This is a genomic window from Bacillus glycinifermentans (assembly GCF_001042475.2).
GTDB classification, from domain to species: Bacteria; Bacillota; Bacilli; order Bacillales; family Bacillaceae; genus Bacillus; species Bacillus glycinifermentans.
On sequence record NZ_LECW02000015.1, the window covers coordinates 123,610 to 136,988 of the forward strand.

Annotated in this window: 11 protein-coding genes and 4 pseudogenes; 9 read left to right on the forward strand and 6 right to left on the reverse strand. The window is 38.6% G+C overall.

The annotated features are described in order from the left end of the window. The first annotated feature begins 253 nt into the window (after positions 1-253). The 4 genes from AB447_RS10855 to AB447_RS10870 all read left to right on the forward strand — a co-directional run bounded on the left by AB447_RS10855 (position 254) and on the right by AB447_RS10870 (position 2,128). Positions 254-616, forward strand: a complete 363-nt coding sequence (locus tag AB447_RS10855; protein ID WP_057957561.1) for a hypothetical protein — start codon at positions 254-256, stop codon at positions 614-616. Between the two features lie 249 nt (positions 617-865). Then, on the forward strand, positions 866-1,321 hold the full coding sequence (locus tag AB447_RS10860; RefSeq protein ID WP_048354778.1) for a YrhA family protein: 456 nt from the start codon (positions 866-868) through the stop codon (positions 1,319-1,321). A 137-nt stretch (positions 1,322-1,458) separates the two neighbouring features. Next, on the forward strand, positions 1,459-1,923 hold the full coding sequence (locus AB447_RS10865) for an SMI1/KNR4 family protein (protein WP_048354779.1): 465 nt from the start codon (positions 1,459-1,461) through the stop codon (positions 1,921-1,923). A gap of 10 nt (positions 1,924-1,933) precedes the next feature. Beyond that, a complete protein-coding gene (locus AB447_RS10870; protein ID WP_048354793.1) occupies positions 1,934-2,128 on the forward strand; it encodes a bacteriocin immunity protein in 195 nt (64 codons plus the stop codon). A 513-nt stretch (positions 2,129-2,641) separates the two neighbouring features. Here AB447_RS10870 and AB447_RS10880 read toward each other — a convergent pair. Both AB447_RS10880 and AB447_RS10885 read right to left on the reverse strand, forming a co-directional pair. Beyond that, positions 2,642-2,998 carry a hypothetical protein gene (locus AB447_RS10880; RefSeq protein ID WP_048354780.1) on the reverse strand — a complete coding sequence of 119 codons (357 nt, stop codon included), beginning with the start codon at positions 2,996-2,998 and terminating at the stop codon, positions 2,642-2,644. 631 nt (positions 2,999-3,629) lie between these two features. Next, positions 3,630-4,157 carry an SMI1/KNR4 family protein gene (locus tag AB447_RS10885; protein WP_048354781.1) on the reverse strand — a complete coding sequence of 176 codons (528 nt, stop codon included), beginning with the start codon at positions 4,155-4,157 and terminating at the stop codon, positions 3,630-3,632. Between the two features lie 338 nt (positions 4,158-4,495). Here AB447_RS10885 and AB447_RS10890 point away from each other — a divergent pair, with 338 nt between their 5' ends. Next, positions 4,496-5,635, forward strand: coding sequence for a serine hydrolase (locus AB447_RS10890; RefSeq protein ID WP_048354782.1), 1,140 nt, complete (start codon positions 4,496-4,498; stop codon positions 5,633-5,635). Between the two features lie 292 nt (positions 5,636-5,927). Here the strand turns inward: AB447_RS10890 and AB447_RS25200 are convergent, their stop codons facing one another. After that, positions 5,928-6,017 carry a YjcZ family sporulation protein gene (locus AB447_RS25200; protein ID WP_082142430.1) on the reverse strand — a complete coding sequence of 30 codons (90 nt, stop codon included), beginning with the start codon at positions 6,015-6,017 and terminating at the stop codon, positions 5,928-5,930. 1,349 nt (positions 6,018-7,366) lie between these two features. Here AB447_RS25200 and AB447_RS10900 point away from each other — a divergent pair. Beyond that, positions 7,367-8,032, forward strand: coding sequence for a flagellar brake protein (locus AB447_RS10900; RefSeq protein WP_048354784.1), 666 nt, complete (start codon positions 7,367-7,369; stop codon positions 8,030-8,032). Between the two features lie 243 nt (positions 8,033-8,275). On the opposite strand, the pseudogene AB447_RS27625 reads toward AB447_RS10900, so the two are convergent. Next, a pseudogene (locus tag AB447_RS27625) lies at positions 8,276-8,374 on the reverse strand (hypothetical protein); the annotation flags it as partial. Between the two features lie 387 nt (positions 8,375-8,761). On the opposite strand from AB447_RS27625, the pseudogene AB447_RS26775 reads away from it, so the two are divergent. Continuing rightward, positions 8,762-8,923 (forward strand): annotated as a pseudogene (locus tag AB447_RS26775) (methyl-accepting chemotaxis protein); the annotation flags it as partial. A 121-nt stretch (positions 8,924-9,044) separates the two neighbouring features. Here AB447_RS26775 and AB447_RS10910 read toward each other — a convergent pair. Continuing rightward, positions 9,045-9,325, reverse strand: a pseudogene (locus AB447_RS10910) (DUF4025 domain-containing protein). Positions 9,326-9,343: 18 nt separating this feature from the next. Further along, a pseudogene (locus AB447_RS27505) lies at positions 9,344-9,446 on the reverse strand (hypothetical protein). A gap of 542 nt (positions 9,447-9,988) precedes the next feature. On the opposite strand from AB447_RS27505, the gene prpF reads away from it, so the two are divergent. Both prpF and AB447_RS10920 read left to right on the forward strand, forming a co-directional pair. Next, positions 9,989-11,149, forward strand: a complete 1,161-nt coding sequence (gene prpF / locus AB447_RS10915; RefSeq protein WP_057957567.1) for a 2-methylaconitate cis-trans isomerase PrpF — start codon at positions 9,989-9,991, stop codon at positions 11,147-11,149. 866 nt (positions 11,150-12,015) lie between these two features. Then, positions 12,016-13,323: a pectate lyase family protein gene (locus AB447_RS10920; RefSeq protein ID WP_057957568.1), complete on the forward strand. Its 1,308-nt coding sequence runs from the start codon at positions 12,016-12,018 to the stop codon at positions 13,321-13,323. Positions 13,324-13,379 lie beyond the last annotated feature (56 nt).

Sequence of the window (13,379 nt, forward strand, 5' to 3'; positions counted from 1 at the left end):
TGTTTTATCAGCTAACACGAAGCAATAGCTTAAAAAGTATTAAGCACTCAACGAAGGAAGATGAATCTTTAACGAGGCGGGAGTGGAAGAGATCATGGGAGTCAGGAAAGACACATATAAACGACAAGGCGGCCGCATTCGCAGAAAACAGTAAATAGCCACGACGCCTAGTATGAGCAACGGGTGGTTAATAACGTAAAAAAAGAGATCTTCCGGTTACAGCTCCAAAAAGGTCATCACAAGACTTGAAAAAATGTATACAGGTTCTAAAATTGAAATCACCGACTATCAAAAAGGCTCGATTTTAAAGCCGGATGAGATGGATGCTTTGTGCGGGGATCAAGAGTCAGCGATGGGAGTCATGTTGGATAAGCTTGATAAGAGATCAAAGCTTGAAAAAGAGATGAGCGAAGTTAGCGAACATGATATAAGAATTGCCATGCTAAAAGAGAAACTTGACAAAACACTTGACCATGGTGAATATATTAAAATTGCTGATGAGATAGGATATGACAAACTTACAATTAAACAGCAAGTTATTTACAATCTGACATTTAAGAAGGCATTTTTAACGCTGCTGTGGATCTTGGGAAGGATTTTGTCGATGGAGGATTAAACTAGGCGGACAATTGACTATTTACACAAAGATCCGCAAGTAGTTAGTGATGCAATTCTAGGATATGACTTTCGGGCCTTTCAAAGTATGGTTGACACGTTGATGGATAACTTAATTTTAATGAAAAACGATCCTTCTATAAAGCAATTACTAATAAGCAGAATGCTTTAACAAGAGGATTGGCTCCTAGACAAACAAAAAAATAAAAAATTGGCCAATACCGAGAAAAGTAGCGGGAGGGAAATCTTAATGTGGAAAGCACATATAGAAGAGATTCGGAAAATAGAGAGAAAATATGGAGATGATCTCAATAAACCAGTCCCTATTGACGTCCTAAAAGAACTGGAACAAAGCGTTCAAGAAAAATTTTATGATGCAGTGCTACCTGAGGGATATAAACAGTTCCTCAGCACTGTCAATGGACTTGATTTTAATGGGGTGGTGATTTATGGGATAGACAGTTTTATAAGAGAACATGAAGCAGATGAAGAAATACATGGATTTATAGAAACAAATGAACTTTGGCATGAGAATGATTGGCAAAAAAAATATCTTTTCTTCGGAGATTCAGATGTCTCATTGTACTGTCTAGACACTACCGAAGAGAAATATTTAGAATTAGATAAGCCTTCAGGAACCATAATGAGCGAATACGAAAATTTTAATTCAATGTTAGAAGAGGCATTAAGAACAAGTCTTTCCTGAGCAAAATCGAGACTGAACAGGGCGCTATAATTGGCGCCTTCTTTCTTTTTGTGGTATATGGATTGTGGGAAAATTCTTTGGACTATCAACACAGTTGGCCAAGACACACTACGATACTATAAATACGGAGGTTAATTATGCAGAATATTAACTGGAGAAAGCGCAGTACGTTTAAAGAGGCAACGAAAGAGGAAGTTTATAGTCTTGAACAAACTCTCAACATCGAGTTTCCATTAGATTTCAAAGAATACATAAAAGAATTCAATGGCTGTTCCCCAGTAGATAAACATGTTATTGTTTTTGAGGGATTTAGAGAATCGATTAATAATCTGCTTAGCATTGGAGACCCAGAGAGACCAATTGATCTTTATAAAACATTCAAAAATGTTAAGGATAGATTAGTAGACAACGTTATTCCTTTTGCAACAGATGCAGGGGGCAACTTATTTTGCTTTGATTATAGAGATTCTGAAACAAACCCAACTGTGGTTTTTTGGGATCACGAAAAAGCATTTGAGAATCCAGAAGCTGCGGTAACCTATGTCTGTGATAATTTCACTGAATTAATTAACAGTCTGAGAGAGTATGACGAAGAGGAGTAAGGTGATCTCCATGTCAAAAAAAGAGTTAGTCTCCCTTGTGGAGAAACTAATGAATCCTGAAATAGATGATGAAACTTTAAGTGAGTATATCGACATGTTAGAAAAAAACGTACCTCACCCAGCACCTAGTGACCTAATTTTCTGGAGTGAAGAGGATTATTCAGCCGAGCAAATTGTTGATATAGCTCTTAACTACAAAGAGTAGGGGGAAGATTTTAGGCACCGATTATGGCGAACTCTTACGTATAAATTCCATCTTCACGTTGATATAGCCTCCTGCGGATTAACAGGAATAATTATGAAGCACTTAACTTTGGTTGAGTGCTTTTTTTATGCTCAAATCCGACAAAAAGGGGGACTTTTTTCTATTCCACTTTGTCATACGATAGAGACAAGAAAAACGAACGTATACCTGAGTCCAAGACGGAGTAACCTGCCGGCCGCTAATCAGTTGCATATTGATGTTGTGCAGCTGATTGGCGGCCGTTTTTTTAAGAGCCAGAAGGTAGACGCACATTTCCCTTATCAAGCGTTTACCCGGATGTATCGAATAATGATGAAGGTCTTTAGCTTCACAGGAGGAGCAGCTGGAGTCTATGCAGTACTGCGCGCGATAGTCTCGGGGAATGCAAGCGGTTAGATATCGGTTGCACAAGCAGTCATTTTTCATGCCCTCCTTAAAATCTTTACTTCCTCTTGGAGATTTGCTGGAGCTATTTCAATCATATTCAATAACAACAATTTTGTTTTTTGCATGTTGAAGAAAATGAATAATCTCGCGAACTAATTCCACTATTTCTTTTTTAAAGCCATCTGATGTATCTAGTTTGTTTACATCAAAATTTTTTATTTGGCTTATGGTTAAGGGAACATCTATCACCCAAGGTGAGTCATCGTGCCATCCTTCTTGATAAAAATATTCTTTGATCATTCCTTCTTTTTCAAGATTGTTATCCAATAAAGAATCTAATAAAGTCTCAAAGTATCCATTCCAGATGACGAACTTGTTTTCTCCATCAGACAAGACAAGTTCAGGTTCACCCTCAAACCCATCGTAAAATTTTGTATTTAACAACTCGATCAATCCTTACAATACAATGCACTTTTTTAAAACTCTTCTTTGGCGGTTCCAGCTTTTTCTGCCTCTAATTGCTTTATACCACTTATGTCATCCCTCGTTTTCTCTGATTTTAAAGAATCTTATGGTTGTTGTCCATGACAGGAAATGAAAAAAGGAAGAGGTTTGATAGTAGCGACAGCAGGGGAGTTGCTTGACGTTGCACGACAGCGATTAAGTACTCTAGTGAAACACATAAAGAAGGTAGGCATGGTGAGTTTGTTCCTTTTGAGTCATGTCAGGAATTGGCCTTTTTACGAAACAAACTGACATCTCTTGCAGCTTCATAGCTGTCCATTTGATTGTCTGTGCTGTCTCAAGACCTAACTATATCTGGCTTGAACCTGTTTTCTCATCCATATGTTTATAGAAAAATCGCCAAAAGTTGAATGGGGAAATAAAGAACGAACAGTTCACATGACTTGGTATGATAAGCAGTGCGATTAAATTTGAAATTCACCATCAACGTCCTAGAGAATATGGTGGGGGACACATGACAAAGAATTTAATTCCTGTGAAAGATTATTCAATAGGGGAGAAATTCATCCTTGGTGGCACCATATTAAAAAGACTCCAAACAGAGTCTTTTTTAAATATTTTCATAGTAACCCTTGACATCTTGATTTAGTTCCCAATATTTACTGCCATTCGAGCTTAGCAATCGATCAAACCATATTTCAAAATTCGAACCTAAATCCTGTGCCTCTTCAAATGGATCTATTGAATCTAAATAGAACATGTAATCTAATCCGTTGTGATATCTTTTTGTATCAATTACATAACGTCCATCAAAATGATACCCAATTAATATACATTCCTCAGGAAGATCTTGAACCTCGTTATATTGAATTACATCATTTATACTAAGAATCTCAATACCGTCAATAATCTCCATTCCATTATGCAATCTAAGAAATTCCTTATAATCATTAGGCAATGTAACCTTAAAGACATTTTCTAAGTGTGCAATTTCAGCTTCGGCTGCTGGATCATTAAAATTAAAATATGGATCTTCAAAAACAAAACCACCCGGCTGCAGCAGTGGAAATGTTCCATGAGTGTCAAGGATGCTTTTTAACCCTTTAAGTGTCAGCTTAATCAATTCACCCTCTTTAATATATCTCCACTCCCTTCTTCATAATGGTTACATCCATTATACATTTTTTCTGGATATTTATTTAAATTTGCATGTGGGTCTTTTTGTCTATATCTGTTCAACCCCTACACCACCCTCGAATTTAACGAGATTGGCGTTCCTTTGAATTCACTGAGGTGAATGGCCTTGATTCTATACTTTGACAGCGTGTTTAAGAAAGCCGTGACAGCATTTCAATAGGCGCAAGAGCGTATCGAGAGACTGTTTTTTTGAATTAACGACATAAATTTGAAACTTTTCATTTTTTAAATCGTAGATATAGTAATTTGAAAATGAAACATTTTATAGGGAGTGTTAAATTGAAGATTGCACTATGGATTATCTTAGCTATAGCAATTTCTCTTGGTTTAGTAATAGCAATCGGAATTTTGATGTTTCGGAGGGAAATAAAAAAGTTAAACCCTGACTATATTGTACAGTTTGTCAAAGCAAAATCAGGAAGCAGAAATGTCTCATTATCCATAAAGCACAATGGTGAAAATTGGGTAGATGTTAACGGACACGAGCAACTTCCTCTAGCAAGTACTGTCAAAATCATCTTAGCAATTGAATATGCGCAACAAGCAGCAGAAGGGAAAATTGACCCGCAAAAAGAAGTAAGGTTAAAGGAATTAGATAAATTCTATATTCCGAAAACAGATGGTGGTGCGCATGAGGCCTGGATTACTCAATTGAAAAAAGGCAAAGAGACAGATAGTGTTCCATTATGTGAGGTAGCAAATGGGATGATTGCCTACAGTTCTAATGCAAATACTGAATACCTAATTGAGGTGCTGGGCCTTCAAAACATCAATCGTGTTCCAAAGAGCTTAGGTATCTTAAATCATGAGCCTGTGTATCCCATTGTCAGCGCACTGTATATACCTGCCCAACTGATGAATGAAAAGAACTTATCGAAAGAAGAAGTACTAGACGTAATGAAAAACATGGACATGGATGAATACCGCAATAGAGCGATTGAAATTCATAATAGATGGCTGGGCAAACCGCTAACTGAACAAGAAATAAAACAAATAAGAAAAACTCTGGACATGGATTTTCAAAAAATTTGGTCCGATCGTTTGCCCCGATCAACTACTAGAGACTATGTATCTATTATGAAAAAACTAAACAGCAAAATACATTTTAATGCAAATGTATATAAATATCTCGATCCAGTCATGGAACAAATCATGAAAAACCAAAACAATCGTGAATGGCTTGTTCATGCGGGACAGAAGGGAGGATCTACTGCGTTTATTCTTACAATTGCAATGTATGCGACAGATAAAGAACGAAATCAGACAGAAATTGCTTTTTTTGCAAACGAATTAAATACATTAGAGAAAGCAAAACTTTCTCGAAATATGAACGGTTTTCAGCTGAAATTTTTAAAAGATTCGAAATTCCGCACACATATCAAAAAAGAATTATCCAGTTTAGCTTTGTATGATAGTTAAAGGTCAATTTCTTATACGGAAATTGGCTTTTTTAATAGAAATTTGCCTGCTGTATAAATTTCCGAAATGTTGTCTGTACCCCATGAAGGAATCAACCACACTTGCAATATGGATCTTTTTTGACCACAGTAATAGTCAAGTCGCTCGCATGACATTTTGCGAAAATCTTACCTGTTGCCGTCCTGGTGCAATTGATCGGTGCAAATTGAAGGAAGCACCGATGTCAGTGCTTCCCGGAGGATTGCTTTACATGAGCGGGGTCATGCGGGAACGGGTTATTTTGGTTATTTCTTTAAAAATTTACGAAAGCTGCACCAACAATGATAAGCAAAATGAACAAAACAACAATTAGCACAAAGGTATTACCGTAACCTGACATCATATTTCACCTCCTGCTTCCTTTTCTTCATATTACGTGAGAGGTGTACAAACTGTAACGGCTTATAGCGTTGAAGAATACGCCTTAATCTTGAGAGATACTAACTTGTCATTCGCGGAAGAAAATGATTCCTTGCCTATGACTACCGCCGTCTGACAAGCGGGGATTTCTGTATTTGGAATATCTGGGATTGTTATCCGGAACCTATCTAGATTATAATGGAAAAACAGAGGATAGCCTCATCTGTCTCAAAAAGATGGTCTATGCTCAAAAACAAATATTGAAAGGGGAATGTTTGTATGAAGTCTAACATGAAGATTGGCTTAGGGGTTCTTATCATTGGACTCAGCTTTCTTTGTCATGTGTCCACCGATAAAGTGGATGTAGCTTCAAGAAACATAACAAGCGCACCCAGTCATTATTTCTTTGCTTAATCAAAAAATATATATTTTTCATTTCCTTCTTCCAGCCGTTTTTAACGGCTTTTTGTATATACTTGAAAATACCCTCTTTTTACTTATCCTTAATCAACGATAGTAGGTTTATTGGCTCATTCTTAAAGATTTATTTTCGTGGGTGAACAGGATTTATTCTCCAGTATGCTTCTGTAAAGTGGTACACTCTATAGTGGTCATTACTTTAGTCATGCAGTTTTTGAGAAGCGAGGTATTGAAAATGAGCGGTTCAATCCTGGGAGAAACGCTGGATTCTGGCTAACAAGAATTCTCGGCAGAACTGAAAACTTGCCGTAAGGAACTAAAGGCTAAAACGCCATTTTTTCAAGTAGCTTTAAATAAGCTGTAACCATTTTACATACTTAAAAAACATCCAACACAGCCGTTAAACCATCGGCTGTGTTGTTCAATTGATCCGCTGGAAGAAGACGAACACATAAGTTCGCCTCCTTCGCTATAAAATCAAATCGGCACACCGTCAATTTTCCACTGTATAATAATCCCTTAAACCCTTGATATCCAAAGGTTTTACCCATCAGCCCATTATTCTGACACCTGAACTGTTGAATTAAACTCATTTCCATGTCTTCTCTATTTGGGCCATGTCAAGCATCGGCCTTTTTACTCTATTGTGGTTGGATTCTCATTTCCGAAGCAAACTGACGTGCTCCGGCAGCATCATAGATGTCCATTTGATGGTTCCCCGATGTTTTAAGTTGCCATCTTTCATGATATTCATCTGTTATGAGTCAAATTAGAATTAAAGGAAGCAGCTTTTAGCAGTGGTGAAAGCACCTAAGATAAATTTTAAGATAAAGCTCAATGGCTTTCTTTTCTTTAATTTATGTGTCATAGTACCGATATAATAATTAAGTAGAATTGAAAGAGTGATGCCCATTGTTATCCTTAGGAGATATCATAACAATAGAATTTGAAAACGAAAATCAAGAAAATATCATTGCGAAAAGCAAAGTGTCATCTATTGAAGAAAATGTTTTAAGAGTACATTATCCTGTTGATGTAGAGACAGGAAGAACCATTATTATTCCAACAAATACAATTGCGACGATTCACTTTGTAAATAAGCAACAGGATCTATATCAATTTGCCAGTGTAGTACAGGGGCGAGAGAAACACAACAATATACCCATATTAAATATGTATTTACCTGAAGAAGATCAAATGATAAAAATTCAAAGGCGGCAATTTTTTAGAGTAAATGCCACGATTCCTGTCACTGTTCGTCCATTTGGATCCGGCTCAATATTTAAAACTTACACAGCAAATATCAGTGCTGGAGGCGCTGCATTAATCATTGAAGAGACGCAAAAATACAAACCAGAAGAGGATTTGAATTTAAGTATCTCTCTACCAAATAAGGGGCATGATGAAACTGTGATTGATGTTCATGCCCAGGTCAAACGCACTTACCTCGATCGTAGAACAAACAAACTGATCATGACAGTTGAATTTATCATGATGAATGAGCATGATAAACAAACGCTTGTACAATATTGCATAAAATGCCAATTGACAGAAAGAAGAAAACTTAAATCTGAATAATTAATTTTTATCTCTTATATAAATAGTTTTTAAATGGCTTAGCTTACCGTGTGTAGGCAGACGGTAAAAAATCGTCAAGATAGAGTATGTTAACCCTCCAAAAATTGAGGAAGACAGCGATCTGTCCCGGCCCCCTTAATTCAAGGGGGCTTTTTCTTCTCGATCATTTACCTGTTATGTTGTCTGAACATGTTATTCATGACAAATTGATCTTCACAATGTTTAAAAACATGGGCAAAGCACATGAGCAAAATCTGTCCTTGCCAGTCTATCTTTAAGCAGTTTTTCTTGAACTGATTTTCCGTCGACAAATGCAAATGCTGATAAGCTTCCGTATTTGTCAGTTTATTTCGTTAAGAACTACGTTACTACGTCATGAAGTTATGATGTGATCTGAATAAGGTTGCCGCATGCAACGTCGAAGACAGCTATGGTGACTTCGACCATCCCATAAAGGAACCGCATCATGCAATCTTAACAAGTTAAAGTCACATTATAGTAGTTTGAACCATTGATGAAGGAGCAGTCGTTCGCGACATACAATCAAAGCCCGGCGGGATATGACTTTTGGCAACGGCCGAAAAGTACAATTTCCGTGAAATCCACATTATTAAACGCACGAGGCCATTATAATAATTGGATAGAAATGATTAAAGTGCTGAAGGACCTTTTCATAAAGGCGCATTTGACTGAATTATGATATGCATGAATAGAGGGATCTTATGAGCAATAAAGCATACATTTTGTACGTTGGCCGCTGGTACAAAAGAAACGTCAGCAAATACAGAAGCTGTTACAAAATCATCACAGAAACAGCTCGTTTCAACGGAGAACATCTCCTATGCAGAAGAATCTCTATCCCGTCATTTGCATACGTTAACAACCATGATAAAGCCAAATTTACTTTGTGTTCATGGCTGGTTAACCTTTGATTTAAGACTGACATTTTTACTGTTGATGTTAATCAAAAACGGAACGAACTTAAAAGAGTAAGTTTGTTCCGTTAGAATGACTAGTCCAAATTTTGATCGATAGTCCCTTCAAAATAGTCATCACTGTTTCAGCCAACCCTTTTTCCAATTGCGTGGTGCCTTTATAATCCGAGGTGTCGAAATATTTTCCAGCCACATCTGTGGTGCTATCTATGTTTTCTTTATTGTGAGTTTGTGTTTCAGTGGTTACATTCTCTGTTTTAGCGCCGCTATCTAAAGATTGTTGAGAATCATATTCATTGTCTAATGAAGAAAATCTTTTGTAATCATTCGGTCTGTCTGCTCCGTTTTTTTGAGTCATGTTACTCACTCCATATTATTAGTTTGTCAGATGGGATTGAGGCAAAAACCTGTTTTGTTTTTTAGGATCATCTGTTTTGAAAGCTGTTTTTAGTCTCAGGGTCATTTTTTATTTGTTCAATGCTTGAATCATTCTTTTTTACTCAATGGGTTTCACTCCTTTACAAAATGGAAATATCAACTCTTCTTATTCTGTCTGTTAAGATGGTATTCATTCGTTTTTTTTCGTTGACTCGTTCCCGTTCGTCAGTTGAGGCGGGTGTATATGATCTGCGCATGACCGGAAAGGTCTTCGGGTTTTTGGCTTAACTAGAAGAATGGCCGCAGGATGAAGTGATAGAGGCCTCCCCCAAACATTGATTGCCCCATTAAACGAGCAGGGAGCAGGAGATTTGATTATCCGTATGGTATTGGTGGAGATGTACAGTCATACTTGCAATCATTCTTTTTTGTATGTTTCGGCAGCCAGAGCCTTTTCTTATGGAGGATCTGGTTGAAATAAATCTGTTATTCGTTTATCGAATAGCTGGATATTGAATATAGTTATTTTTTTTATTTCAAACGCTGCAATAAAATATTTCTTATAAGAGTGTTGTAAAGTACTTTTAACAAGAGGAAATCCATTCTTTTTATGAACGAAAAGAATATGGAGGGAACGACGGCGATGAGTAAACTGGGAAAACAAATCAAAATTCCGGCAATTTATATGCGAGGCGGAACAAGCAAGGGCGTCTTTTTTCTTAAAGAAGATTTACCAGCTGATCCATCTGAACGCGATAAAGTTTTACTGCGTGTAATAGGCAGTCCGGATCCTTACGGTCAGCAGATCGATGGCATGGGGGGTGCCACATCGAGTACGAGCAAGGTGGTGATTGTTAGTAAGAGCAATCGTCCTGGATGTGATGTAGACTACCTGTTCGGACAGGTGGCCATAGGACAGCCGTTGGTTGACTGGAGTGGAAATTGCGGGAATCTTACTTCAGCTGTAGGTCCTTTTTCGATATATCGGGGTCTGGCAGATGCTCCGCAGGATGGCATGGCTGTCGTGAATATCTGGCAGGAAAATATCGGGAAGAAGATCGTGGCGCATGTCCCGATGAAGGATGGAGAGGTGCAAGAGCTTGGAGATTTCGTACTGGACGGTGTCACTTTCCCTGCAGCGGAAATAAAGCTTGAATTCCTTGATCCGGGTGCTGATGGGGGAAACATGTTTCCGACCGGGAATCCGATCGATATCATTCATGTCCCAGGTGTAGGAGAGGTGGAGGCTACCTTAATCAATGCTGGAAACCCTGCCATCTTTGTTTCGGCATCCTCGATGGGATTAACGGGAGCGGAACGGCAAGGAGATATCAACAGTGATGCGAATCTATTGGCCCGTTTTGAAGCGATTCGGGCGCATGGCGCGGTGATTATGGATCTTGCAGAAAGCGTAGAGTACGCAATGGCCAAGCGACAGCACACGCCGAAAATTGCGTTTTTTGGAAAAGCGGCAAGTTACGCAACATCCGATGGAAAACAAATACGTGGAGAAGATATCGATATCATGGCACGGATCCTTTCCATGGGCAAGCTTCATCATGCCATGACCGGTACAGGCGCTGTAGCAATTGCTGCCGCAGCTGCGATACCGGGAACGATTGTCAGCAGGATTTTAGGGGGTACGAGGTCGGAGCTTCGCTTCGGTCATCCATCCGGCACTTTGAAAGTGGGGGCAGAAGCTGCTCATGATCATGGAGAATGGGTAGTGACGAAAGTTGCTGTGAGTCGAAGCGCCCGAAGATTAATGGAGGGTTCGGTTTTGATACCGAATCAGGAATATTAGTACATAAAAGGGCTGCATGGATGGCAGCCCTTACGTTTACACTTCAGTTATTTGGAAATAACTGAATCTAAGTATTTGATCGTCGCTTCTTTGTCACCAGAAAAGAGAAAATATGAAAATATTTTCAAAGTTAATCAACGGTGGAACTCTTTAGAGGTAGGAGAAGATCTGGATTATGAATGGAATACCGATTCAAACTATATAAAAGAACCCGCCTTTCCTTCAAAACTTAGAAGTGGAAGCTGCTCTGATTCAATCGATCAAGAGGGGGCTCGTGCATTGGTTGTACTTGGGGATTCAATCACAACCGATTGATGCTTCGTCATTTTATAAGCGGTGCAAATTAAAGGGATGGTGAGAGTGGGCTATCAAGATGCAATTCATATTCTCAATCAATTTTCAAGAGGGACAGTTGCTGAGTTTTGAAAATGAACAATCGCACTTGTTAACGATTAGTTAGACAGAGCAGAGGAATTCAATAGTTGAAAAATGATTCCATCTTTAAAGGCGATATGAAAAAGCCGAACAATACGGGCGCATTCTAAAATGAACTTTGAAAATATCCAGCAAGAACCACCGATTCCGGTGGTTTTTTGATTTATTCCTGCATTGCGTTAATCTGAATCTCAAAAACAGGGTACAACTTACTATTGATGCAGAATGGTTAGCAAATGGCAGAGCAGAACTTCAATATGTCCCTTGTATATTTTAGGTGATGAGATTCATTTCACATCATATTAACCGGGTAATTTGTCATTATCAAGAAAAAACGGGACGGAAAAATAGGAGGAAAATATGTTGTTTTATGTATTTTAATAGAATATATTAATTTTCGTGACAAATTTTCGAAAGAAGGATGTATGATGATGAAAAAAAGTTTTTGTTCAATGGTGATGTTTGCTGCGCTTTTGGCCGGTTCTTCTCTGCCGGTGCAAGCAAGCGACCTCGGTCATGAAGTGTTGGGGAAAAAAGACGGATGGGGGGCCTACGGGGAAGGAACCACCGGAGGAGCAAGGGCTTCAAAAGATCATGTTTATACGGTGACAAACCGTAAAGAGCTTATTGAAGCATTAGGCGGAAACAATAATAAAAACAGCACAAACAGCACACCGAAAATGATCTATGTGAAGGGCACGATCAACCTCAGTGTTGATGATAAGAATAAACCTTTAGACTATGACGATTACAAAGATCCTAAATACAGCATCGAAGCGTATTTGAAAACTTACGATCCTAATAAGTGGGGGGAAAAAGAGCCGTCAGGAGCCCTTGAACAAGCAAGAGCCCGTTCAGAAGAAAGTCAAAAAGAGCACGTCGTGATTAACGTCGGATCAAATACGACGATTATCGGCGAGGGAAATAATGCAAAAATTATCGGGGGCGGCCTGCATGTAAAAGATGCCGGCAATGTCATTATCCGAAACATTCAATTTGAAGATGCCTACGATTATTTTCCGCAATGGGATCCGAAAGACGGAAAAAACGGCAACTGGAACTCTGAGTATGACAACCTTGTCATTGAGAAATCTGCACATGTTTGGGTTGACCATTGCACATTTGACGACGGAAGCCGTCTTGACGAACAGACTCAGACATATTTCGGACGCGAATTTCAGCATCATGACGGATTGCTGGACGTGAAGAAAGAATCTGATTTTGTAACGGTTTCATATAATGTTTTCTCACATCATACAAAAAATACGCTCATCGGATCAAGCGACAGCAACAAAGCTGATGAAGGCCATTTAAGAGTGACATTCCATCACAACTTGTACGATAACATTAAGGAGCGTGCACCGCGTGTCCGTTATGGCCAAGTGCATCTATACAACAACTATTACAGAAGCGCTGAAAAAACGTACGAATACTCTTGGGGCGTAGGGTATTCTTCAAAAATTTATGCGGAAAGCAATTACTTTGACATGCCAAAAGGAACGAAGCCGGAGCAGCTGATGGAGGTCTTTAAAGGGAACGCGTTATATGAAAAAGACACGCTTTTGAACGATCAAAACAGCGTGACAAAGGTAAATGTGGTTGATTCTTACAATAAAGCCAACAGAACGTCTATCAAAAACACAGTGGGCTGGACGCCTAATCTGTATGAAAAAATCGATCCTGTTGAAAATGTTCCTGCCATCGTTCAAAAACAGGCGGGAGCAGGAAAATTGCAATAAATGAATAAGGGACATGCCGCTGATACCGTTGATAAATAGGTCGGATTTTTATAATC

Coding starts and splice junctions, on each gene's coding strand:
- AB447_RS10865 (WP_048354779.1), top strand. CDS start 1,459: ATGCAGAATATTAACTGGAGAAAGCGCAGTACGTTTAAAGAGGCAACG.
- AB447_RS10920 (WP_057957568.1), top strand. CDS start 12,016: ATGAAAAAAAGTTTTTGTTCAATGGTGATGTTTGCTGCGCTTTTGGCC.
- prpF (WP_057957567.1), top strand. CDS start 9,989: ATGAGTAAACTGGGAAAACAAATCAAAATTCCGGCAATTTATATGCGA.
- AB447_RS10855 (WP_057957561.1), top strand. CDS start 254: ATGTATACAGGTTCTAAAATTGAAATCACCGACTATCAAAAAGGCTCG.
- AB447_RS25200 (WP_082142430.1), bottom strand. CDS start 6,017: ATGATGTCAGGTTACGGTAATACCTTTGTGCTAATTGTTGTTTTGTTC.
- AB447_RS10860 (WP_048354778.1), top strand. CDS start 866: ATGTGGAAAGCACATATAGAAGAGATTCGGAAAATAGAGAGAAAATAT.
- AB447_RS10870 (WP_048354793.1), top strand. CDS start 1,934: ATGTCAAAAAAAGAGTTAGTCTCCCTTGTGGAGAAACTAATGAATCCT.